Here is a 23,935-nt window from a genome sequence, read left to right as displayed (position 1 = left end):
GACCGCGAGGGCGGTTTCCGTGGTGGTGACCGTGAGGGTGGTTTCCGGGGCGGTGACCGTCGTGAGGGTGGCTTCCGCCGTGACGATCGTGCCGGTGGCGCTTCCGGTGGCGACCGTCGTGAGAGCGGCTTCCGAGGCGGCGAGCGTCGCGAGGGTGGCTTCCGTGGTGGTGACCGCGAGGGCGGTTTCCGTGGTGGTGACCGTGAGGGTGGTTTCCGGGGCGGTGACCGTCGTGAGGGTGGCTTCCGCCGTGACGATCGTGCCGGCGGGACCTCCGGTGGCGACCGCCGCGAGGGTGGCTTCCGTGGTGGTGACCGCCGCGAGGGCGGCTTCGGCGGTGGCGAGCGTCGCGAGGGTGGTTTCCGTGGTGGTGACCGTCGTGAGGGCGGCTTCCGCCGTGACGATCGTGCCGGCGGGACCTCCGGTGGCGACCGCCGCGAAGGCGGCTTCCGTGGCGGCGAGCGCTCGGGTGGTTTCCGGGGCGGTGACCGTGACGGCGGCTTCCGGGGTGGTGACCGTGAGGGTGGTTTCCGGGGTGGTGACCGCCGCGAGGGCGGCTTCGGCGGTGGCGACCGCCGTGAAGCTGGCTTCCGTCGTGACGACCGTGGAGGTGACCGCCGGGAGGGCGGTTACCGCGGTGGGCGTACCGAGCGGGACGGGGAGCGCCGTGGCTACGGCGACCGGCCGGACCGGGACGACCGTCGGCCGGGCAGCTTCGGCCCGCAGCGCGAGCGTCAGGACGAGCGGGGCGAGGGACGTACCGGAGAGGCGCCGGAGCTGCCGGACGACGTGGTCGCGAGCGACCTCGACTCGACCGTGCGGGCGGAGCTTCTTTCGCTCGCCAAGCCGGTGGCGGAGACCGTCGCCCGGCACCTGGTCGCGACCGGCCTGCTGATCGACGAGGACCCGACGCTGGCGTTGGCGCACGCGATGGCGGCCCGGCGGCTGGCCTCGCGGATCGCCGCGGTGCGGGAGGCGGTCGGGCTGGCCGCGTACCACTCGGGGGAGTGGCAGACGGCCATCGCCGAGCTGCGGACGTACCACCGGATGACCGGCCTGCAGAGCCACCTCGCGGTGCTGGCCGACTGTGAGCGGGCGCTGGGCCGGCCGGAGCGGGCGATCGACCTGTTCCGTGGGGCGGATCAGGCCAAGCTCGACCAGGCCGTCGCCATCGAGCTGCTGATCGTGGCCGCCGGCGCGCGTGGCGACCTGGGCCAGAAGGACGCGGCCGTGGCGATGCTCCAGGTTCGCGAGCTGACCGCCGAGTCGGCCGAGCCGTGGGCGGCCCGGCTGCGCTACGCGTACGCGGACGCGCTGCTCGCGGTGGGTCGGCGCGAAGAGGCGCGCGAGTGGTTCTCCCGCGCCTCTGACATCGACTCCGACGGTGAGACCGATGCCGCCGAGCGGCTGCTGGAGCTCGACGGCGTGGTCATCGAGGGCGACGACGAGGACGACGAGTCGGACGACGGTCCGACCGGCACCGACTCCTCGGCCACGCACGGTGACTCCGACGACGAGGACGACCTCGACGAGGACGACGACGACGACCTCGACGACGACGAGGACGACGACCTCGACCGGGACGAGGACGAGGACGACGACCTCGACGAGGACGACACCCCGGACGGCGACCGCGCCGACGCGTCCGGTGCCGGCGACGCGGCTCGGGCCGGGTACCGGGACCGCGACGCCGCCGACCTGACCGACGACGAGCTGACCGACGACGAGGCCGACTCGCTCGCCGCCACCGGCGACGCCCCCGCCGACCAGGCGGAGAACCGGCCGCCGACGGCCGGCGGGCACGCGCCGGGCGGGGACGAGGCGGCGGAGCGCCGGTGAGCGGGCACGCCGGGGACACCGACACCGGTTCCGGGGTGGAGCGGGCCGGTGCCGACCGCGCCGGAGCGGACGGGCGGCTGGTCGACGGGTACGCCCTGGTGGTCTTCGACCTGGACGGGGTCATCTACCTGATCGACCGGCCCATCCCCGGCGCGGTCGAGGCGGTCGGGCGGCTGCGGGCCGAGGGGCGGGCGGTCGCGTACGCGACGAACAACGCCTCGCGCCGGTCCAGCGAGGTGGCCGACCTGCTCACCGGCATGGGTGTGCCGGCCGAGCCGGTGGAGGTGCTGACCTCCGCGGCCGCCACCGCCGAGCTGCTCCGGGACCGGTTGCCGGCCGGGGCGCCGGTGCTGGTGGTCGGCGCGGAGGCGCTGCGGGCGGAACTGCGTGCGGTGGGCCTGCGGCCGGTGTCGACGGTCGACGAGGAGCCGGCCGCCGTGGCCCAGGGCTACGGTCCGGAGGTCGGCTGGGCCGAGCTGGCCGAGGCGTCCCTGGCGGTGCGGGCGGGCGCGCCCTGGTACGCCACGAACACCGACCGTACGCTGCCCAGCCCGCGGGGACCGTTGCCCGGGAACGGCTCCCTGGTGGCGGTGCTGCGTACCGCGCTGGGCCGGGATCCCGACGTGGTGGTGGGCAAGCCGGAACCGGCGCTGTTCGCCACCGCCGCGCGCCGCGCCGGAACCGGGCGCACGCTCGTGGTGGGCGACCGGCTGGACACCGACATCGAGGGGGCCCGCCGGGCCGGGCTGGACAGCCTGCTGGTGCTGACCGGGGTGAGCGACGCGGCCGAGTTGCTGGCGGCGCCCGAGTCGCGCCGGCCGGCGTACGTCTCCTTCGACCTGGCGGGGCTCTTCGACGCGGCGGCCGTGGTGGCGGTGCCCGGCCGGCCCGAGGCCGGCGGCTGGTCGGTGACGGCGACCGACGGGGAGCTGGTTCTCGACGGGGCGGGACGGCCGTTGGACGCGCTTGCGGCGCTCTGCGCGGTGGCCTGGTCGACGGCGGCCGACCCGCGGGTGCGGGCCGCGTCCCCGGCGGCGGCGGAGGCGCTCGCCGCGTTCGGGCTCGACCGCGTCGACGGCTGAGCCGGGCGGCCGGGGCCCCGTCGGGGGCGAGCGCCCCGGCGACGGCGTCGGTCAGAGCAGTTTGCGGAGTTTCATCAGGTCGAACGGGTTCGCCTTGACGGATACCCGGCGGGACGCCACCGCCGACATGATGTCGAGCTTGCCGTGCACCAGGGCGATCAGGTCGTCGCTGGCGATGCTCAGCGCGATCTTGGCCTTCGGGTCGTCGCCGTCGGTCAGCCCGACCAGCCGGCCGCCTTCCAGCCGACCGTGGAACGCGGTGCCGAGGTCGGTGATCCGGCAGGCCAGGCTGCGGTCGAGATCGATCTTGCCCTGCGCCTCGGCGTGCCGGTCCAGCCGGTCGGCCAGGTCCTGCAACGCCTGGCGGCATTCGTCCACGCTGGCCACATCGTCTCCTCACCGTGAGCCATGCCGTTTCCCCGGCACCGTACCGCAATGGTTCGTCCCCGGTGCCCGGTAGCGTGGCACCTGCACACCTCGCCCCGTGGAAGGACTCAGGCATGCAGGACGCGTGGCGCGCCTACCTCTCGCTGGCCATGGGCCTGACGGAGGCGCCCCGGAAGAAGGCGCAGGACGCGGTGATGCGCGTCGTCGGTCAGGGCGGCGCGACGGCCGGTCAGCTCCAGTCGCTCGCCGAGGAGTTGGTCGCCACCGGCCTGGCGAACCGGGAGGCGCTGACCAAACTGGTCCGCTTCGAGGTCGACCGGGCGCTGGGCGCGGTCGGGCTGGCCACCGCCGACGAGGTCGCCGAGCTGACCCGGCGCGTGCACGACCTGGAACGGCAGTTGCGCGAGGCGCGCACGCCCGTCGAGCCGACGACCACGTCCGCACCGGCGTCGACCGCCTCAGGCTCGACCGCCTCAGGCTCGACCGCCTCAGGCTCGACCGCCTCAGGCTCGACCGCCTCAGGCTCGACCGCCTCAGGCTCGACCGCATCGGAGCCGACCGCGCCGGCGTCGAGCGGGACCGAGCCGGCCGCGGCCACGCCGGGCGGCCCCCCGGCGACCAAGGCGGTCGCAAAGAAGGCGGTGGCCAGGAAGGCGGTGGCGCGCAAGCCCGCGGCCACGGTGGCGCGCACACCGGCAAATGAGCCGTCGGCAAACGAGCCGTCGGCGAACGAGTCGCCGGCCGACGAGTCGCCGGCCGCGTCCGCCCGGCCGGCGCGGAAGGCCACCGGCCGCCGGGCGGACGGCTCGTGAGCGCGCCCTACCGGCCCGGTCCGCCGCCGAATCCACGGCCCGGTCCGCCCCCGGGGGTACGCTCCGCGCCGGTCGAGGAGGTCGGCGAGGCGCGGCACCCGGCGGTGGACGCCGCGGTGCGGGGCATGGCGAACGCGGAGGCGCTCGCCCCGGCGGACCAGATCGCCCAGTACGAGGCGGCGTACGAGACGCTGCGCGAGACCCTGGCCGGCATCGACCAGGCCTGAGCAGAGGCGGAGAACGGACACCGATGGCTCGTCGTACCCGACTGGACGCCGAACTCGTCCGCCGCGGTCTGGCCCGCTCCCGTGAGCAGGCCGCCGCGCTGGTGGAGGCCGGTCGCGTCCAGTTGCGCGGGGTGCCGGCCCGCAAGCCCGCCGCCATGGTCGACCCGGCCGACCCGCTGCTGGTCACCGGCGAGGACCCGACCGAGGAGTACGTCTCCCGGGGCGGCCACAAGCTGGCCGGCGCGCTGGCCGCGTTCGGGCCGGGCGGGCTGGTGGTGACCGGCCGGCGCTGCCTGGACGCGGGCGCCTCCACCGGCGGCTTCACCGACGTGCTGCTGCGCGCCGGCGCGGCCGAGGTGGTGGCCGTGGACGTCGGCTACGGGCAGCTCGCCTGGCCGCTGCGCACCGACGAGCGCGTCCGCGTCCTCGAGCGCACCAACGTGCGTACCCTCACGCCGGAGACGATCGGCGGTCCGGTCGACCTGACGGTGGCCGACCTGTCGTTCATCTCGCTGCGTCTGGTGCTGCCCGCGCTGGCCGGCTGCACCGGGCCCGACGGCGACCTGGCGCTGATGGTCAAGCCGCAGTTCGAGGTGGGCAAGGAGCGGGTCGGCGCCGGCGGGGTGGTGCGGGACCCGGCGCTGCGCGCCGAGGCGGTGCTCGACGTGGCCGCCGCCGCCGCGCGGCTCGGTCTCGGCCTGGCCGACGTGGCGGCCAGCCCGCTGCCCGGGCCGAGCGGCAACGTCGAGTTCTTCGTATGGTTGCGCCGGGACGCGCCCGCCGCCGATTCCGACCGGGTACGCACGGTGGTGGCCGCGGGTCCGCAGGGAGCCGCCGCGACGGCGGCCACGAGCGAGGAGGTGTCCGGGTGAGTCGCACCGCGCTGCTGGTGACGCACACCGGCCGTCGACGCAGCACCGAGCACGCCCGGGCGGTCGCCGCCGACCTGATCGCGAACGGGTTCGAGGTCCGGGTGGTGGCCGAGGAGGCCGACGACCTCGACCTGCCGGGCGTGGTGCCGGTGACCGGTCCGGAGGCGGCCGAGGGCGCGGAGATCGTGTTCGCGCTGGGCGGGGACGGCACGTTCCTGCGCGCCGCCGAGTTGGCCCGTCCGACCAAGGCGCCGCTGCTCGGCATCAACCTCGGCAAGGTCGGCTTCCTGGCCGAGGCGGAGATGAACGACCTGGACGCCGCGGTGCGGGACGTGGTGGCACGTAACTACACGGTGGACGAGCGGTTGACCCTCGACGTGACCGCCGAGTTCGACGACGGGCCGACCATCGAGTCGTGGGCGCTCAACGAGATCAGTGTGGAGAAGGGCGAGCGGGCCCAGATGCTGGAGCTGCTCGTCGACGTCGACGGTCGGCCGCTGTCCCGGTACGGGTGCGACGGCGTGGTCTGCGCGACCCCGACCGGCTCCACCGCGTACGCGTTCTCCGGCGGCGGGCCGGTGGTCTGGCCCGAGGTGGAGGCGCTGCTGCTGGTGCCGATCAGCGCGCACGCGTTGTTCAGCCGTCCACTGGTCACGGCGCCGACCTCCACGTTCGTCATCACCGTCGATCCGTTCACCACGCTCGCGGTGCTCTGCTGCGACGGCCGGCGGGTCTACGACCTGCCACCCGGCGCCCGGGTCACGGTGCGTCGGGGCGCGTTGCCGGTGCGCATCGTGCGGCTGCGGGACCGCCCGTTCACCGATCGGCTGGTGGCCAAGTTCGACCTGCCCGTGCAGGGCTGGCGCGGCAACCGCCGCTGATCGACGGCTCAGCTTCGGTGCCCGGTACGCCGCGGCGCGTTACGGTGGAAGGGACGGGCCGCGTCGAGGTGAGTCCGGGCGCGGCGGTGAGGCCCGCCGACTCGGAGGTGGCGTGGCCCGGCGGTCGCGGGTTCGGCCAGGGGTGGTCGGAGCCGCGACGGTCGGGGTGCCGGAGCGCCGTGGCCGGCCGCGGCGGGCGGACCGGCACGTCCGGCCCGGTCGGGTGTCGACCCCGGTCGGGCCGACAGGTCGTTGAGCCGCCGCCGGAGGAAGCGGCGGCGCACGAGCTGGCCGACGCCCGGCGCCCCGACTCTCCACACCCACCCCCATTGCCGAGCGCGCTGTTTCCCGGAAAGAGTGGCTATCCGGCGCCGGATAGCCACTCTTTCCGGGAAAGCGCAGAGCGACCGACGCCGGTCACCGTGCCGGCTGGTCAACTGTCACCCGGCGGGGCTACTGTCGGGTGCTGTGCTGGAAGAGCTGCGCATCACCGGACTGGGCGTCATCGAGGACACCACGCTGCCGTTGGCCGGGGGGATGAACGTCATCACCGGCGAGACCGGCGCCGGCAAGACCATGGTGGTGACCGGCCTCGGCCTGCTCTTCGGCGGCCGGGCCGACGCGGGTCGGGTGCGGGCCCAGCCGGGCCGCGCGGTGGTGGAGGGGCGGCTGCGGCTGCGCGGCCGGGTGGCCGAGGCGGTGCACGCCCGCATCATCGACGCCGGCGGCGAGCCCGACGAGGACGGCTCACTGCTGCTCAGCCGCACCGTCACGATCGAGGGGCGCTCGCGGGCCCACCTGGGCGGGCGCAGCATGCCGGTGGCGACGCTCGGCGAGGTCGGCGAGCAGGCGCTGGCGGTGCACGGCCAGTCCGACCAACTGCGCCTGCTGCGTCCGGCCGAGCAGCGGGCCGCGCTCGACCGGTTCGCCGGCGCCGAGCACGAGAAGCTGCTGGACGCGCTGCGCGAGACGTACGCGCGGTGGCGGGCGGTGGTCGACGACCTGGCCGACCGGCGGCGCAACGCCCGTGAGCGCAACCAGGAGGCCGACCTGCTCCGGCTCGGTCTCGACGAGATCACCCGGGTCGATCCGCAGCCGGGGGAGGACGACGAGCTGAAGGCGGAGGCGCAGCGGCTGGAGCACGCCGAGGGGCTGCGCACCGCGGCGCAGGTGGCCCAGCAGTGCGTGGCCGGCGGTGTGGAGGCGGCCGACGACACGCCCGACGTGGCCGTGCTGCTCGGCACCGCCCGCCGCACGCTGGAGGCGCAGGCCGGCACCGACCCGGCGCTCGGTGAGCTGGCGGCCCGGCTGGAGGAGGTCGCCACGCTGGTCACCGACGTGGCCGCCGAGCTGTCCACCTACCTGACCGCGCTGGACGCCGATCCGGCCCGGCTGGAGACGATCTACGAGCGACGGGCCGCGCTGCGCGGGCTCACCCGCAAGTACGCCGACGACGTGGACGGTGTGGTGGCCTGGGCCGAGCGGGCCCGCGTCCGGCTGTCCGAACTGGACACCTCCGACGAGTTGCTGGACGAGCTGGACCGGGAGGCGGCCCGCCTCGCCGGTGAGGTGGCCGACCTCGCCGGTCGGGTCTCCGCCTCCCGGCAGGAGGCCGCCGGTCGCTTCGCCGAGCAGGTCACCGTCGAGTTGGCCGGGCTGGCCATGCCGCACGCCCGGATCGAGGTGGCGGTGCTGCCGCGGGCGACCGGTCGGTCCGAGCCGAGCCTGTCGGTCAACGGCGTCGAGGCGGGCGTCGGCGCGGACGGCGCCGACGAGGTCGAGCTGCGGCTGTTGGCCCATCCCGGCGCGCCGTCGTTGCCGTTGCAGCGGGGCGCCTCCGGTGGTGAGCTGTCCCGGGTGATGCTCGCCATCGAGGTGGTCTTCGCCGGTTCCGGCGGTCCGCCCACGCTTGTCTTCGACGAGGTGGACGCCGGTGTCGGCGGGCAGGCGGCGGTGGAGATCGGCCGGCGGCTGGCCCGGCTGGCGCGCAGCCACCAGGTGCTCGTGGTGACCCACCTGCCGCAGGTGGCCGCGTTCGCGGACCGGCACCTCGTGGTGGCGAAGGACACCGGGGGCGCGGTGACCACCAGCGGCGTCCGCGTGGTGGAGGACACCGAGCGGGCCCGGGAGCTGGCCCGGATGCTCGCCGGTTTGCCGGACTCCGATCTGGGTATCGCCCACGCCGAGGAACTCCTGGCCGTGGCGGCCAAGGAACGGCGTCCGTGATACCCCGATTGTGAGCGCAAGCACACCGGGGCGCGTCCCGGTGTGCTTCCCTGGGTAGGCGGCCCTGCTCAGGCATGTCGCGACAGCAGAACCTGCCCCACATGCCAGGATGGTCACGATGCGTCTACCCACACTGCGCCGGACCCGGAACGCGGAACCGGGCTCGATCCTCGGCACCGCGCGCCTCGACCGCCGGACGAAACGGCTGGTCGGCCGCCTGCGTCCGGGTGACATCGCGGTCATCGACCACGTCGACCTGGACCGGGTGGCGGCCGACTCGCTCGTCGCGGTCGGCGTGGCCGCGGTGCTGAACGCCAAGCCGTCGGTGTCCGGGCGCTATCCCAACCTCGGCCCCGAGGTGCTGGTCTCGGCCGGCATCCCGCTCCTGGACGACCTCGGCGAGGGCGTCTTCGAGCAGGTCCGCGAGGGCGATCTGGTGCGCATCGAGGGCAACACCGTCTTCGTGGGCACGGAGCCGGTCGCGCACGGCGCGCTCCAGGACGCGGAGACGGTCGGCAAGTCGATGGCCGACGCCCGCGAGGGCCTGTCGGTGCAGTTGGAGGCGTTCGCCGCCAACACGATGGACTACCTCCGGCAGGAACGCGACCTGCTGCTCGACGGCGTCGGCGTGCCGGAGATCCAGACCCAGATGCAGGGCCGGCACTGCCTGATCGTGGTCCGGGGCTACGACTACAAGGCCGACCTGGACGTGCTGCGGCCCTACATCCGCGAGTTCAAGCCGGTGCTGATCGGCGTGGACGGCGGGGCCGACGCGCTGGTCGAGGCCGGCTACACCCCCGACATGATCATCGGCGACATGGACTCGGTCACCGACGACGTGCTGCGCTGCGGCGCCGAGGTGATCGTGCACGCCTACCCGGACGGGCGGGCCCCCGGGCTGGCCCGGGTCAACGGCCTGGGCGTGCCCGCGATCACGTTCCCGGCGGCGGCCACCAGCGAGGACCTGGCCATGCTGCTGGCCGACGAGAAGGGCGCCTCGCTGCTGGTGGCCGTCGGCACCCACGCGACCCTGGTGGAGTTCCTCGACAAGGGCCGGGGCGGCATGGCGTCGACGTTCCTCACCCGGCTGAAGGTGGGCGGCAAACTGGTCGACGCCAAGGGCGTCAGCCGGCTCTACCGACAGAGCATCTCCGGGTCCTCGCTGCTGCTGCTGGTCCTCTCGGCGGTCGCCGCGATGGCCTCCGCGGTGGCCGTCTCCACCGTCGGGAAGGCGTATTTGGGCGTGGTCTCCGAATGGTGGGACAATTTCGTGTTCCAGCTCGGCCAGCTCTTCTAGCTCCCCCGACGATCAAGAGGCTGCAAGCGTGATCAACTTCCGCTACCACGTGGTGTCCCTGACCGCGGTCTTCCTTGCGCTGGCGATCGGCCTGGTGGTCGGCACAGCCGCCCTCAACGGCCCGGTGGCCGACTCGCTCCGGGAGAACGTCAACGGCCTGCGCAAGGACAACTCGCTGATGCGCCAGTCGGTCAACGACATGCAGAAGCAGCTGGAGACCGAGGAGGACTTCGTCGGCGAGATGGCGCCGCTCGTCCTGACCGGCAAGCTGACCGGCCGGCGGGTGGTGGTGCTCACGCTGCCCAGCGGCCGGGACCAGACCGAGGGCGTGGTGAAGATGCTCCGTACCGCCGGCGCGGACGTCACCGGCCGGGTCACCGTGCAGGACAAGTTCGTCAACCCGGACAGCAACAACAACCTGCTGGAGCTGGCCGTCACCGCCGCCCGTCCGAACAGCGCCCCCACAGCCAACCTGCCCGGCAACGGGCACGGCGTGGAGACCTCCAGCGCGTTGCTGGCCAACGTCCTGCTGGAACGCCCGGCGGGCAGCCCGACGGTCAGCGAGGCGGACCGGCGCAGCGTGCTCCAGAAGTACGCGGAGGCCGGCTACCTCACCCCGGAGGACCGGATCACCGGCGCCGCCGAGGCGGTGGTGCTGGTCACCGGCCAACCGTACGTGGACAAGGACTCGGCCAAGAAGGACGAGTCGGTGGTGAAGGTCGCCGAGCAGTTCGACCGCGCCGGGGCGGTCGTGGTCGCGGGCATGGGCTCGACCGGCGGCAACCTGGTGGCCGTGGTCCGTGGCGACCCGGTGCTGTCGCAGACCATCTCCACCGTCGACAACGCCAACACCGTGCAGGGACAGCTGGTCACCAGCCTCGCCCTGGCCGAGCAGCTCACCGGGAAGAAGGCCGGCCAGTACGGCGTGGGCGACAACGCCGCCTCCCGGCTGCCTAAACTGCCCGAGTGATCGCGCCCGGGCCGTCCGGTCCGTGCCGCGCCGCGTGGGAGATCCGGATCGGAGGGGTCGCGTGAGACTGGGTCGGCTGCTGACCGTGGGCGCGGGGGTGCTGGCCGCCCGCTACGCGCTTCGGGAGGTGCGCACGTCACCGAGCGCGCCGGCGCTGGAGCGCACCAACTTCCGGGGTCGCACGGTGACCCTGGCCGCCGGCCCGGCCCTGGCCGTGGGCGCCGCCACCGCGGGCGCGCTCGGCGCCGGCAGCGCCCCGGCCGGCGCCGCCGCGCTGCTGGCCGGCGTCGGCGCGGGCGCGGTCGGGCTCTACGACGACGTGGTCGGCGCGCGCCCGGAGCAGAAGGCCACGAAGGGCTTCGCCGGTCACCTCGCCGCGCTGCGCGAGGGGCGGGTCACCGCCGGGCTGGTCAAGGTCGCCGGGGTGGGCGCCGCCGGGCTCGGCGCCGCGGCGCTGCTCGCCGCCGACCGGCGGGTCGCCGCCCATCCGCGCCGCCAACGGGCCGGCGCGTTCGGCCGCGGGGTCGACGTGCTGCTCGGCGCCGGCGTGGTGGCCGGCACCGCCAACCTGGTCAACCTGCTCGACCTGCGCCCCGGCCGGGCGCTGAAGTCCGGCCTGCTGCTCGGCGCGCCGCTGTCCACCGGCCCGCACGGCGGCATCGCGGCCGGCGCGGTCGGCGCCGCCGCCGGCCTGCTGCGCGAGGACCTGGGCGAGCGGGTGATGGTCGGCGACAGCGGCGCCAACGCGCTCGGCGCGCTGCTCGGCGTGAGCCTCGCCGCGCGTACCGGGCCGCTCGGGCGGGCCGGGGTGCTGGCCGTGCTCGCCGCGCTCACCGCCGCCAGCGAGAAGGTCAGCTTCACCCAGGTCATCCACCGGACCCCGGGGTTGCGGCACCTCGACGAGCTGGGCCGGCTCGCCGACTGACGTGACGAAACCGGCACCCCTCGCCGCCGTCGGCCGTGTCGCCGGGGCGGCTGCCCTCATCGCCGTGCTCACCGTCGTCAGTCGGCTCGCCGGCTTCGGTCGCACCGCGGTGTTCACCTGGACGCTCGCCCCCACCGACCTCGGTGGCGCCTACCTGGTGGCGAACTACGTCCCGAACGTCATCTTCGAGATCGTCGCCGGTGGGGCGCTGGCCAGTCTGGTCGTACCGCTGCTGGCCGGCGCCGTCGCCGCGGGCGACCGGCGGGCGGTGGCCGCCACCACCGGGGCGCTGCTGACCTGGACGCTGAGCCTGCTGGTCCCGCTGGCGGTGCTGGTGGCGCTGCTCGCCGAGCCGCTGACCGGCCTGCTCGGGCACGGCCTGGACCCGGTCCAGCAGGCGGCCGGCGCGCGGATGCTGCGGGTCTTCGCGCCCCAGTTGCCGCTCTACGGCGTGGGCATCGTGCTCACCGGGGTGCTCCAGGCGCACCGCCGGTTCGCCTGGCCGGTGCTCGCGCCGCTACTGTCCAGCGTCACCGTCATCGCGGTCTACCTCACCTTCACCGCCGCCGAGGGGCGGCGGGCCGGCATCGGCGAGGTGGGCCGCGGCGGGGAACTGCTGCTCTCCGTCGGCACCACGCTCGGCGTGGTGGTGCTCTCGCTGTCCCTGCTGATCCCGCTGCGCCGGCTGCGGCTGCGACCCCGCTGGGGCTACCGCTTCCCGGTGGACGCCCGGGCCCGGGTCGGCGGCCTGGTGGCCGCCGGGGTGGTCACCGTGACCGCCCAGCAGGTCGCCCTGGTCGTCACGCTCAACCAGGTCACCTACGGCCGGGTCGCCGACGTCGGGGTCTACAACCTGGCCCAGACCGTCTACTTCCTGCCCTGGTCGGTGCTGGCGGTGCCGCTCGCGGTGGCCGCGTACCCGACGTTGGTGGCGGCCCGGGCCCGCGGCGACGAACGCGCCTACCGGGACACCCTCGCCCCGGCCGCGCGCGGGGTGGTGCTGTTCAGCCTGCTCGGCGCCGCCGCGCTGGCCGGCACCGCGATCCCGGTCGGGCACTTCTTCTTCGCCGACCCGGTGGACGCGCGGACCGCCGCGGCCGGCATCGCCGGCTTCGCCCCCGGCCTGCTCGGCTACGGACTGTTCGCGGTGCTCACCCGGGCGCTCTACGCACGCGACGAGACCCGCTCGGCCACGGTCGCCACCGCGCTCGGCTGGCTGAGCGTGCCCGCGCTGGCGGTCCTGGCCGGCCAGGCGTTGCCGCTGGCCGACCGGGTGCCGGCGGTGACGCTTGCCACGTCCGCCGGCATGCTGCTGCTCGGCGCGCTGCTGGTCGCCGCCGTGCGGCGCGCCGCCGGCCCGGAGGCGCTGGCCGGCATCGGCCGGGCCGGCGCGGCCGGGCTGCTGGCCGCCGCGGTCGCCGCCGCGGGTGGGGTGGCCACCGCCCGCTGGCTGGAGCGGCTGGGGGACGGGACCCCGACGACGCTCGCGGCCCTCGCGCAGGGCATGCTGTCCGGGGTCGTGGTGGGCGTCCTGTTCCTCGCCGTCGCCTGGCTGACCGACGCCCGCGACCTACGGCCGCTGCTCGCGGCCGTGACCCGCCGGCTGCGTCGCCGGCGACCGGCCGACGACCCGCCGGCGGAGCAGCACCCCGGCGAGCGGGGCGACGGAAAGGAGATCGTTTCCTCATGACGGACGCCTCGCCGGCACCGCGCTGGCCCGGGTCGGTCGCGCTGGTGCTCGCCTCCAGCACCGGCGGGGTGGGGCAGCACGTCCGCTCGGTCGCCCGCGGACTGACCGAGGCCGGCGCGTCGGTGCTGGTCTGCGGACCGGCCGCCACCCAGGAGCAGTTCGACTTCACGCAGACGGGCGCCCGGTTCACGCCGGTGGAGATCCCGGCCAGCCCCACCCCCGGGGACGCGCGCGCGGTCGGCGCGCTGCGCCGGGCGCTGGCGGAGACGCCTGTCGACGTGGTGCACGCGCACGGCCTGCGCGCCGGCCTGGTGGCCGCGCTCGCCCGGCCCACCGCCCCACTGGTGGTCACCTGGCACAACGCGGTGCTCGCCGGCGGGTTGCGCGGCGCGGCGTCCCGGCTGGTGGAGCGCGTCGTCGCCCGTTCCGTACGGGTCGCGCTGGGCGCCTCCGCCGACCTGGTCGAGCGGGCCGCCGCGTTGGGCGCCGCCGACGCCCGGCTGGCGCCGGTCGCCGCGCCGACGCTGCCCCCGCCGGGGCGCCGTCGCGCCGCGGTACGGGCCGAGTTCGGCGTCACCGCCGACCGCCCGCTGATCCTGTCGGTGGGCCGGCTGCACCCGCAGAAGCGGTACGACGTGCTGATCGACGCCGCCGCCCGCTGGCGGACCCGGGTCCCCGCCCCGGTTGTGGTGATCGCCGGCAGTGGACCCGCCTACCTGCCGCTGGCGGCGCGGATCTCGGCCGCCCGGGCGCCGGTGACCCTGCTGGGGCACCGCACCGACGTGGCCGACCTGCTGGCCGGCGCCGACCTGGCGGTGGTCACCAGCGACTGGGAGGCCCGCCAACTGTTCGCCCAGGAGGCGCTGCGCGCCGGTGTGCCGCTGGTGGCGACCGCGGTCGGCGGCCTGCCGGAGCTGGTCGGCGACGCCGCGGTGCTGGTCCCGGCCGGCGACGTGGACGCGGTCGACGCGGCGGTGCGGGAGCTGCTCGACGACGCGGCCCGCCGCGCCGAGCTGGGCCGCCGGGGCGCGGCCCGCGCCGCGACCTGGCCCACCGAGGCGGACACCGTGGCCTCGCTCGCCGACCTGTACGCCGAGTTGACGCCGCAGCATTCGCCGGGGAACCGCTGATGCTGCGCCGACTGACCCCGGTGCTGCTGACCCTGGTGGTGGTGGCCCTGGGCATCACCGCGCTGGCCGCCCGCCCGGACGACGGCGGGCCCCGGCGCAGCGCCGACTTCGTGGTGCTGGTCGGCGCGGCGGGCCTGCGCTGGGACGACGTGGATCCGCGGAACACGCCGACGCTGTGGCGGATGGCCGAGCAGGGCGCGATCGGTTCCCTCTCGGTGCGTTCCGCGCACCGCCCCACCTGCCCGGTGGACGGCTGGTTGACGCTCGGCGCGGGCAACTTCGCGGCCTGGAACGGCAGCCGTCCCGGCGGCGGCTGCCCGGCCACCGGGGTGACCGTCGAGCAGCCCGACGGGATCGGTGCGAACCTGCCCGACCAGCCGGGCGTCGTCGCCCACAACCAGGAGAAGCTCGCCTGGGGCGCGGTGCCGGGCGCGCTGGCCGAGTCGGTGCGCTGTTCGGTGGCGGTCGGGCCGGGTGCGGCGGTGGCCGCCGCCCGCCCGTTCGGCCGGGTCGACAGGTACGAGCCGGCGCTGCCCGACGACCCGGCGGAGCTGCTCGGCTCCTGCGTGCTGAGCATCGTCGACGTGGGCACTGTCGACGACGACGACCCGGCCGTCCGGGCCGCCCAGGCGCGCCAGGCCGACGCCCGGCTCGCCCGGGTGCTCGCCGCCCGGCCGCCGCGCTCGCTGGTGCTGGTGGCCGGCGTCTCCGACACCGACTCGCCGGCGCGGCTGCACGTCGCCGTCGCGGACGGTCCCGGCTGGGACGGCGGCTGGCTGACGTCGCCGAGCACCGCCCGGGCCGGCTACCTGCAACTGGTCGACCTGGCCCCGACCGCGCTCGCCGCGCTGGGCCGGCCGATGCCGGAGCGGCTGTTCCTCGGCCGGCCCGCGGTGACCGTCGACGACCGGCCGGACGACCTGCCGGAGGCGATCACGGCACCGGCCGACGCCGACCGGGAGGCGGCGGCCCAACGCCGGGTCGCCGGCTGGTTCTTCACGCTGCTCGCCGCCGCCCAGATGGCTCTCGCGGTGGCGGTGCTGCCGCTGCTGCGGCGGGCCCGCCGGCTTGCCGGGCCGCACGGGCCGGAGCCGGTGTCCCGGCGGGTGGTCGCGGTGGTGGAGCTGCTGCTGGTCGCCGCCGCGTTGGCGGTGCCGGCGGCGCTGCTGGCCGACGCGGTGCCCTGGTGGCGCGGGACGCACGCGGGCTGGTGGTTCGCCTCGGTGACCGCCCTGCTCATCGTCGGCGGCACGGCGTTGGTCCGGTTCGCGCCCGGGCACGACCGCACGCTCGGGCCGCTCGGCGCGGTCGCCGGGCTGGCCACGCTGGTGGTCGGCGTGGACGTGCTGACCGGGTCCCGGCTGCAACTCAACGGCGTGGTGGGGTACTCCGCGCTGGAGGGCGGCCGGTACGCCGGCCTGGGCACGGTCGGCCTGGGCGTGTTCATCGCCGGGTCGCTGCTCTGCGGGGGCTGGCTGGCCCAGCGGGTCCGCCGCACCTGGCGGCCGACCGTGATGGTGGCCGTGGCCGGCACCGCGGTGGTGATCGTGGGCAGCCCGTATCTGGGCGCGGACTCGATCGGCGCGATCGCGCTCACCGCCGGAGTGAGCGTGGCCGCGGCGATCTGCGGCGGGGGCTGGCTGACCGTCAGCCGCCTCGCCTGGGCCACCATGGCCGGGCTGGCCGTCACCATCGGCTTCGCGCTGGTCGACCTGGGCCGGCCGGCGGCCGAGCGGGGCAGCCTGGGTCGTTTCCTGGCGGCGCTCGGGGACGGCACCGGCGGCCTGACCGTGCATCGGTCCAGCACCTCGAACTTCCAGACGTTGGTGAACAGCCCGCTGACCGTGCTCGCCCTGGCCGGGGCCGCGCTGGTCTGGCTGGCGCTGCTCCAGCCGTGGGGCGGGCTGATGCGGCTGTTCGGCATCTACCCGGCGATCCGGGCGGCGATGGCCGGCACCGGCGTGGCCGCCGGGCTGGGCGGCGTGCTGGGCGGCTCCGCGCTGGACGTGGCCGGCGCGGCCGGCGCGCTGGTGGTGCCGATGGCGGCGTTGGCCGCGCTGCGGGTGCTCGACCACTCCACCGACCGCACACTGCCGGACAGCGGCCGGCCCGGGGGAGAGGGCGGCGGGGCGTCGTCGGACGGGTCCGGTCCCGGTGGCGCGGGCCCGGCGGGTCCGGGGGCGACCGCGGCGGCCACGGCGCCGGGCGCAGCCACCCCCGCGCACCGGAGTTGATCATGGGCGACGGGGCCCCACGTGCGCCGACAGCGGGTGCGACGCCGGCTCACGGTCCGGATGGTGTTACCGTGGAATCCCGTGGATCGCGTGATCACTTGTCTGATCGGCACGGCGGTTCGCACGACCGCTACGGACGACACGGGAGCAGGCCTTGGCCCCTTCAGCACGGACGACCAGGCACATTTTCGTCACCGGGGGAGTCGCCTCCTCGCTGGGCAAGGGCCTCACCGCCTCCAGCCTCGGCAACCTGCTGACCGCGCGCGGGCTGCGCGTGGTGATGCAGAAGCTCGACCCGTACCTGAACGTCGATCCCGGCACGATGAACCCGTTCCAGCACGGCGAGGTGTTCATCACCGAGGACGGGGCGGAGACCGACCTCGACGTCGGCCACTACGAGCGGTTCCTCGACCGTGACCTCTCCGGCAAGGCGAACGTCACCACCGGGCAGATCTACTCGGCGGTGATCGCCAAGGAACGGCGCGGCGAATACCTGGGCGACACGGTCCAGGTCATCCCGCACATCACCAACGAGATCAAGGCCCGGATCCTCGGCATGGCCGACCCGGACGCCGACGGCCAGGTGCCGGACGTGGTGATCACCGAGGTCGGCGGCACGGTCGGCGACATCGAGTCGCTGCCGTTCCTGGAGTCGATCCGCCAGATCCGGCACGACCTGGGCCGGGACAACTGCTTCTACCTGCACGTGTCGCTGGTGCCCTACCTGGCGCCGTCGGGCGAGCTGAAGACCAAACCGACCCAGCACTCGGTGGCGCAGCTGCGCAGCATCGGCATCCAGCCCGACGCGCTGGTGCTGCGCTGCGACCGGGAGATCCCGGACAAGGTCAAGGAGAAGCTCTCGCTCTACTGCGACGTGGACCGGGAGGCGGTCACCGCCGCCCCGGACGCGCCGAGCATCTACGACATCCCGAAGGTGCTGCACCGCGAGGGCCTGGACGCGTACGTGGTGCGCCGGCTCGGCCTGTCGTTCCGCGACGTCGACTGGACCCGCTGGGACGACCTGCTGGAGCGGGTGCACCAGCCGCGCCACACGATCACCGTGGCGCTGGTCGGCAAGTACGTCGACCTGCCCGACGCGTACCTGTCGGTCAGCGAGGCGATCCGGGCGGCCGGGTTCGGCCACCGCGCCCGGGTGCAGCTCAAGTGGGTGCCGAGCGACGAGTGTGTCACCCCGGCCGGCGCCGCCGCCGCGCTGGCCGGCGTGGACGGCATCGTGATCCCCGGCGGGTTCGGGGTGCGCGGCATCGAGGGCAAGGTGGGCACCGCCCGGTACGCCCGGGAGAACGGCGTCCCGCTGCTCGGCCTCTGCCTCGGCCTCCAGTGCATGACCATCGAGGTGGCCCGTCACCTGGCCGGTCTGGACGGGGCGAACTCTCTGGAGTTCGACGAGGAGGCGGTGCACCCGGTCATCGCCACCATGGCCGACCAGGAGGACATCGTGGCCGGCCGCGGCGACCTGGGCGGCACCATGCGGCTCGGGGCGTACCCGGCGACGCTGGCCGAGGGGTCGATCGTGGCGGAGGCGTACGGCAGCACCGAGGTCAGTGAGCGGCACCGGCACCGGTACGAGGTGAACAACGCCTACCGCGACCAGCTCACCAAGGCCGGCCTGACCATCTCCGGCACCTCGCCGGACGGCCGGCTGGTCGAGTTCGTCGAGCTGGACCGGAACCTGCACCCGTTCTTCGTGGCCACCCAGGCGCACCCGGAGCTGAAGAGCCGCCCGACCCGACCGCACCCGCTGTTCGCGGCGTTCGTGGACGCCGCGGTCGCGTACTCCGAGTCCGACCAGCTTCCGGTCGACCTGGACGGGCCGGCGGACGCCGCCGCGGCGAAGAAGGCCGGCCGCAACGGCGGCACGAAGGCGGCGGCGAAGTGAGCGGCGTCGAGCACCGGTACGAGGTGACCGCGCGCCGGGACGTCTGGTCCGGCCGGATCTTCTCGGTGGTCAGCGATGACGTGACCATGCCCGGCGGCGGCACCGCGGCCCGCGACTACGTCCGGCACGTGGGCGCGGTGGCGGTGGTGGCGCTCGACGACGCCGGTCAGGTGGTGCTGATCCGCCAGTACCGGCACCCGGTCGGCCGGCACCTGTGGGAGCTGCCCGCCGGGCTGATGGACGTCAGCGGGGAGGACCTGGCCGCCGCGGCGGCGCGGGAACTGGCCGAGGAGGCCGACCTGACCGCGGGGCGCGTCGACGTGCTCGTCGACCTGCACAGCTCGCCCGGTTTCTCGGACGAGGTGGTGCGCGTCTTCCTGGCCCGCGACCTCGCCGACGTGCCGGCGGCCCAGCGGCACGACCGCCGCGAGGAGGAGGCCGACCTCCAGGTCGTCCGGGTCGACCTCGACGAGGCGGTCCGGATGGTGCTGGCCGGGGAGATCACCAACGCGGCCTGCGTGGCCGGGCTGCTCGCCGCCGCCCGGGCCCGGGAGACCGGCTTCACCGAGCTGCGTCGCCCGGAGGCGCCGCTGCCACGCTGATCGGGACCGACGACGAAGGGGCCGCGCGGCGTCTGCCGCGCGGCCCCTTCCGTGTGTCCGCGCTCAGTCGCGCAGCGGGCGGCCCTGGCCGTCGACGCCGCCGTTGACCAGGATCAGGATGCCGTCGACGAGGCCCCAGATCGCGCCGAAGCCACAGGTCACGAGTGTGACCACGAGCTGGATGACGCCGGTCTTGGTGTCGCCCATGTAGAACCGGCCGATGCCGAAGCCGCCGAGGAGGATCTGGAGGATGCCCGCGACGACCTTGCTCTTGTCCGAGACGCCGTACGGGTGCTGCTGGTAAGGAGTGGTCATGAGCGGACACCATAGTGATCCACTCGCGTTCCGCGCGCGCCGGCACCCCACCGGTGGGAAGATATTTACCGAAGTCTGTCCTGTCGGCTGATGGCGTCTCCACCGGCCAGCCCGGTCCATGCCTGACACTCCGTCAGCACCACCGGGCACCGGATGTCACAGTGTCGGCGTTCCCGCGCCGTCCGCGCGCCTAGACTGCCGCCGGCGGGACCTGACCGCGTCGGCAACGGAGCCGTCGCGGCGCCGCGCTGTCGGGGGTGAGCCGCGCCCCGGAGGAAGGTGTCTGCATCGTGAAGGTCGGAATCCCCCGCGAGGTCAAGAACCACGAGTACCGGGTGGCGATCACGCCGGCGGGCGTCAACGAGTTCACCCGCCACGGTCACGAGGTCTTCGTCGAGGCGGGCGCCGGGGTCGGCTCCAGCATCACCGACGAGGAGTTCGCCGCCGCCGGCGCGAAGATCCTGGCCACCGCCGACGAGGTCTGGGACACCGCCGAGCTGGTGCTCAAGGTCAAGGAGCCGATCGCCGAGGAGTACCCCCGCATGCGCGAGGGGCAGGTGCTCTTCACCTACCTGCACCTGGCCGCCTCCCGCGAGTGCACCGACGCGCTCGTCGACCGCAGGGTCACCGGCATCGCGTACGAGACGGTCGAGCTGCCGGACCGGTCGCTGCCGCTGCTCGCCCCGATGTCCGAGGTGGCCGGCCGGCTCGCCCCGCAGGTCGGCGCGTTCTACATGATGCGCACCGGCGGCGGCCGGGGCGTGCTGCCCGGCGGCGTCTCCGGCGTGTACGCGGCCAAGACCGTGGTCATCGGCGCCGGCGTGTCCGGCCTCAACGCCGCCGCCATCGCGCTGGGCCTCCAGTCCGAGGTGCTGCTGCTGGACAAGAACGTGGCCCGGCTGCGCTCCGCCGACGCCATCTACCGGGGTCACCTCCAGACCGTGGCCTCCAACGCGTACGAGATCGAGCGGGCCGTGCTCGACGCGGACCTGGTCATCGGCGCGGTGCTGGTGCCCGGCGCGAAGGCCCCGAAGCTGATCTCCAACGAGCTGGTCTCCCGGATGAAGCCGGGCAGCGTGCTCGTCGACATCGCCATCGACCAGGGTGGCTGCTTCGAGGACTCGCGTCCCACCACGCACGCCGACCCGGTCTACAAGGTGCACGACTCGATCTTCTACTGCGTGGCGAACATGCCCGGCGCGGTGCCGAACACCAGCACCTACGCGCTGACCAACGTCACCCTGCCGTACGCGCTCGAACTGGCCAACCAGGGCTGGCGCACGGCGCTGCGCGGCGACCCGGCGCTGGCGCTGGGCCTGAACACCCACGACGGCCGGGTCGTCTACGGCCCGGTCGCCGAGGCGCACGGCATGGACGTGCTGCCGCTGGCCGAGGTGCTGAGCTGACCGACCCCGAGGCGCACCGGGCCGGCGCGACCCCCGCGCCGGCCCTGCGCCGCGCGGTCCGGAGCTACCTGGACCACCTCACCGTCGAGCGCGGCCTGTCCGGGAACACACTCGCCTCGTACCGCCGGGACCTGGACCGCTACCTCGACACGCTGGCCGCCGCCGGGGTGACCGACCTGGCCGCCGCCGGCCCGGGCGAGGTCGAGTCCCACCTGGCCCGGCTGCGGGCCGGCGACGACGACCACCCGCCACTCGCCGTCTCGTCCACCGCCCGCGCCGCCAGCGCGGTACGCGGCCTGCACCGCTTCGCGCTGCGCGAGGGCCTGGCCGGCGTCGACCCCGGCCGCGACGTCCGCCCGCCCACCCCGCCGCGCCGGCTGCCCCGGGCGCTGCCGCTCGATGCCGTGCTCCGGCTGATCGACGCGGCCGGCCCGGCGACCGCCACCGGCGACGACGCGCCCCGCGCGCTGCGCGACCGGGCGCTGCTGGAATTCCTGTACGGCACCGGCGCGCGCGTCTCCGAGGCGGTCGGCGCGGTCGTCGACGACCTCGACCTGGCCGCCGGCGCCGTGCTGCTGCGCGGCAAGGGCGGCAAGGCCCGCCTCGTGCCGGTCGGCGGGTACGCCGCCGACGCGGTGCGCGCCTGGCTGACCCGGGGCCGACCGGCGCTGCTCGCCGCCGGGCGGGGCACCCCGGCGCTGTTCGTCAACGCCCGGGGCGGGCCGCTCACCCGGCAGGGCGCCTGGGGTGTGCTGCGCGCCGCCGCCGAGCGGGCCGGCCTGCCGGTCGACGGGCCGGACGCGGTCTCCCCGCACACGCTGCGCCACTCGTACGCCACCCACCTGCTCGACGGCGGCGCGGACGTGCGCGTGGTGCAGGAACTGCTCGGCCACGCGTCGGTGACCACCACCCAGGTGTACACGTTGGTCACCGTGGACCGACTGCGCGAGGTGTACGCCACCGCGCATCCGCGCGCGCTCCCCTGATGGCCGGCCGACACGCCGACCCGCTGCCGAACGTGCTGCTCGCCCGTGGCGTACAGTCGGCATCGGCGCGGGCCTCCAGGTGCGACGGACCGGGGGTGCGCAGCGGCGCCGCGAGGGACGTCGGACGGCTCCGACGCCGGGTTGGTCGTCGGGAGGGGGCAACGAGGACATGGCAGGAAACGGTGACCGTGCCGAGACCTGGACGTCGGAGCTCCGTGAGCAGCAGGCGACGCTCGGCGCCGACCTCGGCCCCGCCGACCCGGCCGCGTACACGATGCGCAAGCCGATCCCGGAACCGATGCCGACCGACCGGCACGGCCCGGCGCGGATCATCGCGATGGCCAACCAGAAGGGTGGCGTCGGCAAGACCACGACCACCATCAACCTGGGCGCCGCGCTCGCCGAGTACGGCCGCAAGGTGCTGCTCGTCGACTTCGACCCGCAGGGCGCCCTCTCCGTCGGCCTGGGCGTCAACCCGCACAATCTCGACCTGTCGGTCTACAACCTGCTCATGCAGGACGACGTCACCGCCGAGGACGTCCTGATCAAGACCGACGTGGCCGGGCTGCACCTGCTCCCGGCCAACATCGACCTCTCCGCCGCCGAGATCCAGTTGGTCAACGAGGTCGCCCGGGAGATGGCCCTGGCCCGGGTGCTGCGCACGATCCGCAAGGAGTACGACTTCATCCTGATCGACTGCCAGCCCTCGCTGGGCCTGCTGGCGATCAACGCGTTGACCGTGGCGCACGGCGTGCTCATCCCGCTGGAGTGCGAGTTCTTCAGCCTGCGCGGCGTCGCGCTGCTGCTGGACACCATCGACAAGGTGCGCGAGCGGCTCAACTTCGACCTCGAACTCGAAGGCATCCTCGCCACCATGTACGACAGCCGCACCACCCACTGCCGTCAGGTGCTGCAACGGGTGGTCGAGGCGTTCGGCGACAAGGTCTACCAGACCGTCATCACCAAGACGGTGAAGTTCCCCGAGTCGACGGTGGCCGGCGCGCCGATCACCACGCTCGACCCGGCCTCCTCCGGCGCGCGCAACTACCGGCAGCTCGCCCGAGAGGTGATCGCCGCCGAGACGGACCGGTAGGGCGCCCGCCACCCGCCCACCGCGTCGACTACGGTTTCCCGGTGACCGCGCCGCCCCTCGACCCGCCGCACGGCGCCGGCGACCCCGTCGAGGTCGACACCGGGCCCGCCGAGACCAGCGGTTTCACGGTCCGGCTGGACAACTTCACCGGCCCGTTCGACCTGCTGCTCCAGCTGATCAGCAAGCACAAGCTGGACGTCACCGAGGTCGCGCTGCACAAGGTCACCGACGAGTTCATCGCGTACCTGCGGGCCATGGGCGACCGGTGGGACCTGGACGAGACAAGCGAGTTCCTGCTGGTCGCCGCCACCCTGCTCGATTTGAAGGCGGCCCGGCTGCTGCCCTCGGCCGAGGTGGAGGACGAGGCGGACCTGGCGCTGCTGGAGGCCCGGGACCTGCTCTTCGCCCGACTGTTGCAGTACAAGGCGTACAAGGAGGCGGCGGCGCACATCGCCGGGTTGGAGGCGGTCGGCGGTCGGCGCTACCCCCGGGCGGTCACCCTGGAACCCCGGTACGCCGAGGCGCTGCCCGACCTGGTGCTCGGCATCGGCCCGCAGCGGCTGCTCCGGATCGCGGTCAGGGCGATGAGCCCGAAGCCGGTGCCCGAGGTGTCCATCGCGCACGTGCACATGGTCCGGGTCAGCGTCCGGGAGCACGCCGGCATCATCGCCGAGCGGCTGCGCCGGGCCGGTGTCGCCACCTTCTCGCAGCTCTGCGCCGACTGCGAGATCACGCTGGAGGTGGTGGCCCGGTTCCTGGCGCTGCTGGAGCTGTACCGGCAGGGCCTCGTCGCGTTCGTTCAGGAGCAGGCGCTGGAGGAGCTGACGGTCCGCTGGACCGGCCCGGCCGAGGGCGACGCCGAGCTGACCGTCGACGAGTACGCCGGCACCCCGGAGCCGCCCACCGCCCAGGCCGCCGCCCCCGGACCGGATGCCGCGTCCGCCCCCGGCGTGCCCGACGACGCACTCGCTGACGCGGCTCCCCCCGACGTCACCGTCCGCCCCGCTGACGCCGGCTCGCGCCGCGAGGCGGCGGACACGACCGCACCGACGCAGGAGTGA

The 23,935-nt window shown here is 74.9% G+C and carries 21 protein-coding genes and 1 pseudogene; 19 read left to right on the top strand and 3 right to left on the bottom strand.

All coding sequences use genetic code 11. The features are described from left to right. Positions 1 to 873, bottom strand: a pseudogene (locus tag ACIA6B_RS27825) (hypothetical protein); the annotation flags it as partial. Here ACIA6B_RS27825 and ACIA6B_RS27820 point away from each other — a divergent pair. After that, positions 850 to 1,839 carry a tetratricopeptide repeat protein gene (locus tag ACIA6B_RS27820; protein ID WP_396777767.1) on the top strand — a complete coding sequence of 330 codons (990 nt, stop codon included), beginning with the start codon at positions 850 to 852 and terminating at the stop codon, positions 1,837 to 1,839. The pseudogene ACIA6B_RS27825 and the gene ACIA6B_RS27820 overlap by 24 nt on opposite strands. A gap of 35 nt (positions 1,840 to 1,874) precedes the next feature. Further along, the gene (locus ACIA6B_RS27815; protein WP_396777776.1) at positions 1,875 to 2,921 is read left to right on the top strand and encodes an HAD-IIA family hydrolase; all 1,047 of its coding nucleotides are present in this window, start codon (positions 1,875 to 1,877) and stop codon (positions 2,919 to 2,921) included. 51 nt (positions 2,922 to 2,972) lie between these two features. On the opposite strand, the gene ACIA6B_RS27810 is transcribed toward ACIA6B_RS27815, so the two are convergent. Beyond that, a complete protein-coding gene (locus ACIA6B_RS27810) occupies positions 2,973 to 3,308 on the bottom strand; it encodes an SCP2 sterol-binding domain-containing protein (RefSeq protein ID WP_396777765.1) in 336 nt (111 codons plus the stop codon). Between the two features lie 113 nt (positions 3,309 to 3,421). Here ACIA6B_RS27810 and ACIA6B_RS27805 point away from each other — a divergent pair, with 113 nt between their 5' ends. The 13 genes from ACIA6B_RS27805 (at position 3,422) to ACIA6B_RS27745 (ending at position 19,074) form a co-directional block, all read left to right on the top strand. Then, positions 3,422 to 4,120, top strand: a complete 699-nt coding sequence (locus ACIA6B_RS27805; RefSeq protein WP_396777764.1) for a hypothetical protein — start codon at positions 3,422 to 3,424, stop codon at positions 4,118 to 4,120. After that, a complete protein-coding gene (locus ACIA6B_RS27800) occupies positions 4,117 to 4,347 on the top strand; it encodes a hypothetical protein (RefSeq protein WP_396777762.1) in 231 nt (76 codons plus the stop codon). Before ACIA6B_RS27805 ends, ACIA6B_RS27800 begins: the two co-directional genes overlap by 4 nt. Before the next feature lie 23 nt (positions 4,348 to 4,370). After that, the gene (locus tag ACIA6B_RS27795) at positions 4,371 to 5,219 is read left to right on the top strand and encodes a TlyA family RNA methyltransferase (RefSeq protein WP_396777760.1); all 849 of its coding nucleotides are present in this window, start codon (positions 4,371 to 4,373) and stop codon (positions 5,217 to 5,219) included. Beyond that, positions 5,216 to 6,100 (top strand): NAD kinase, encoded by an 885-nt coding sequence (locus ACIA6B_RS27790; RefSeq protein WP_396777758.1) that lies wholly within the window; start codon positions 5,216 to 5,218, stop codon positions 6,098 to 6,100. Before ACIA6B_RS27795 ends, ACIA6B_RS27790 begins: the two co-directional genes overlap by 4 nt. A gap of 468 nt (positions 6,101 to 6,568) precedes the next feature. Beyond that, positions 6,569 to 8,326 (top strand): DNA repair protein RecN, encoded by a 1,758-nt coding sequence (gene recN / locus ACIA6B_RS27785; protein WP_396777756.1) that lies wholly within the window; start codon positions 6,569 to 6,571, stop codon positions 8,324 to 8,326. A 118-nt stretch (positions 8,327 to 8,444) separates the two neighbouring features. Further along, entirely contained in the window at positions 8,445 to 9,623 is a 1,179-nt protein-coding gene (gene steA / locus ACIA6B_RS27780; protein WP_107160788.1) for a putative cytokinetic ring protein SteA, read from the top strand. 28 nt (positions 9,624 to 9,651) lie between these two features. Beyond that, positions 9,652 to 10,593, top strand: coding sequence for a copper transporter (locus tag ACIA6B_RS27775; RefSeq protein WP_396777754.1), 942 nt, complete (start codon positions 9,652 to 9,654; stop codon positions 10,591 to 10,593). Positions 10,594 to 10,654: 61 nt separating this feature from the next. Continuing rightward, on the top strand, positions 10,655 to 11,518 hold the full coding sequence (locus ACIA6B_RS27770) for a hypothetical protein (RefSeq protein ID WP_396777752.1): 864 nt from the start codon (positions 10,655 to 10,657) through the stop codon (positions 11,516 to 11,518). 1 nt (position 11,519) lies between these two features. Next, entirely contained in the window at positions 11,520 to 13,208 is a 1,689-nt protein-coding gene (gene murJ / locus ACIA6B_RS27765) for a murein biosynthesis integral membrane protein MurJ (RefSeq protein ID WP_396777750.1), read from the top strand. Further along, a complete protein-coding gene (locus ACIA6B_RS27760; protein WP_396777748.1) occupies positions 13,205 to 14,338 on the top strand; it encodes a glycosyltransferase family 4 protein in 1,134 nt (377 codons plus the stop codon). The genes murJ and ACIA6B_RS27760 overlap by 4 nt, the downstream gene beginning before the upstream one ends. Then, positions 14,338 to 16,572, top strand: coding sequence for a hypothetical protein (locus ACIA6B_RS27755; protein WP_396777746.1), 2,235 nt, complete (start codon positions 14,338 to 14,340; stop codon positions 16,570 to 16,572). Before ACIA6B_RS27760 ends, ACIA6B_RS27755 begins: the two co-directional genes overlap by 1 nt. Positions 16,573 to 16,726: 154 nt before the next feature. Next, positions 16,727 to 18,472, top strand: a complete 1,746-nt coding sequence (locus ACIA6B_RS27750) for a CTP synthase (protein ID WP_396777744.1) — start codon at positions 16,727 to 16,729, stop codon at positions 18,470 to 18,472. Beyond that, entirely contained in the window at positions 18,469 to 19,074 is a 606-nt protein-coding gene (locus tag ACIA6B_RS27745) for an NUDIX domain-containing protein (protein ID WP_396777743.1), read from the top strand. The genes ACIA6B_RS27750 and ACIA6B_RS27745 overlap by 4 nt, the downstream gene beginning before the upstream one ends. Positions 19,075 to 19,137: 63 nt before the next feature. Here ACIA6B_RS27745 and ACIA6B_RS27740 read toward each other — a convergent pair whose 3' ends face one another. After that, positions 19,138 to 19,509 (bottom strand): TM2 domain-containing protein, encoded by a 372-nt coding sequence (locus ACIA6B_RS27740; protein ID WP_107160804.1) that lies wholly within the window; start codon positions 19,507 to 19,509, stop codon positions 19,138 to 19,140. 170 nt (positions 19,510 to 19,679) lie between these two features. Here ACIA6B_RS27740 and ald point away from each other — a divergent pair, with 170 nt between their 5' ends. From ald to ACIA6B_RS27720, 4 genes are all read left to right on the top strand, one after another. Continuing rightward, complete coding sequence (ald, locus tag ACIA6B_RS27735) at positions 19,680 to 20,795, top strand: alanine dehydrogenase (RefSeq protein WP_396777741.1); 1,116 nt, start codon at positions 19,680 to 19,682, stop codon at positions 20,793 to 20,795. After that, positions 20,792 to 21,781 carry a site-specific tyrosine recombinase XerD gene (locus ACIA6B_RS27730; protein ID WP_396777775.1) on the top strand — a complete coding sequence of 330 codons (990 nt, stop codon included), beginning with the start codon at positions 20,792 to 20,794 and terminating at the stop codon, positions 21,779 to 21,781. Before ald ends, ACIA6B_RS27730 begins: the two co-directional genes overlap by 4 nt. 169 nt (positions 21,782 to 21,950) lie before the next feature. Further along, positions 21,951 to 22,874, top strand: coding sequence for a ParA family protein (locus tag ACIA6B_RS27725; protein WP_091657002.1), 924 nt, complete (start codon positions 21,951 to 21,953; stop codon positions 22,872 to 22,874). 41 nt (positions 22,875 to 22,915) lie between these two features. Continuing rightward, complete coding sequence (locus tag ACIA6B_RS27720) at positions 22,916 to 23,935, top strand: segregation/condensation protein A (RefSeq protein WP_396777738.1); 1,020 nt, start codon at positions 22,916 to 22,918, stop codon at positions 23,933 to 23,935.

It is taken from the genome of Micromonospora sp. NPDC051141 (assembly GCF_044455765.1).
Lineage (GTDB): Bacteria > Actinomycetota > Actinomycetes > Mycobacteriales > Micromonosporaceae > Micromonospora.
The sequence above is the reverse complement of the archived record's forward strand: the minus strand, read 5'-3'. Positions and strand labels throughout refer to the sequence as shown.

What these genes read in the sequence shown, in the direction of transcription:
- ACIA6B_RS27805 (WP_396777764.1), top strand. Translation starts at nt 3,422, where the DNA reads ATGCAGGACGCGTGGCGCGCCTACCTCTCGCTGGCCATGGGCCTGACG.
- ACIA6B_RS27795 (WP_396777760.1), top strand. Translation starts at nt 4,371, where the DNA reads ATGGCTCGTCGTACCCGACTGGACGCCGAACTCGTCCGCCGCGGTCTG.
- steA (WP_107160788.1), top strand. Translation starts at nt 8,445, where the DNA reads ATGCGTCTACCCACACTGCGCCGGACCCGGAACGCGGAACCGGGCTCG.
- ACIA6B_RS27760 (WP_396777748.1), top strand. Translation starts at nt 13,205, where the DNA reads ATGACGGACGCCTCGCCGGCACCGCGCTGGCCCGGGTCGGTCGCGCTG.
- ACIA6B_RS27755 (WP_396777746.1), top strand. Translation starts at nt 14,338, where the DNA reads ATGCTGCGCCGACTGACCCCGGTGCTGCTGACCCTGGTGGTGGTGGCC.
- ACIA6B_RS27740 (WP_107160804.1), bottom strand. Translation starts at nt 19,509, where the DNA reads ATGGACCGGGCTGGCCGGTGGAGACGCCATCAGCCGACAGGACAGACT.
- ACIA6B_RS27725 (WP_091657002.1), top strand. Translation starts at nt 21,951, where the DNA reads ATGGCAGGAAACGGTGACCGTGCCGAGACCTGGACGTCGGAGCTCCGT.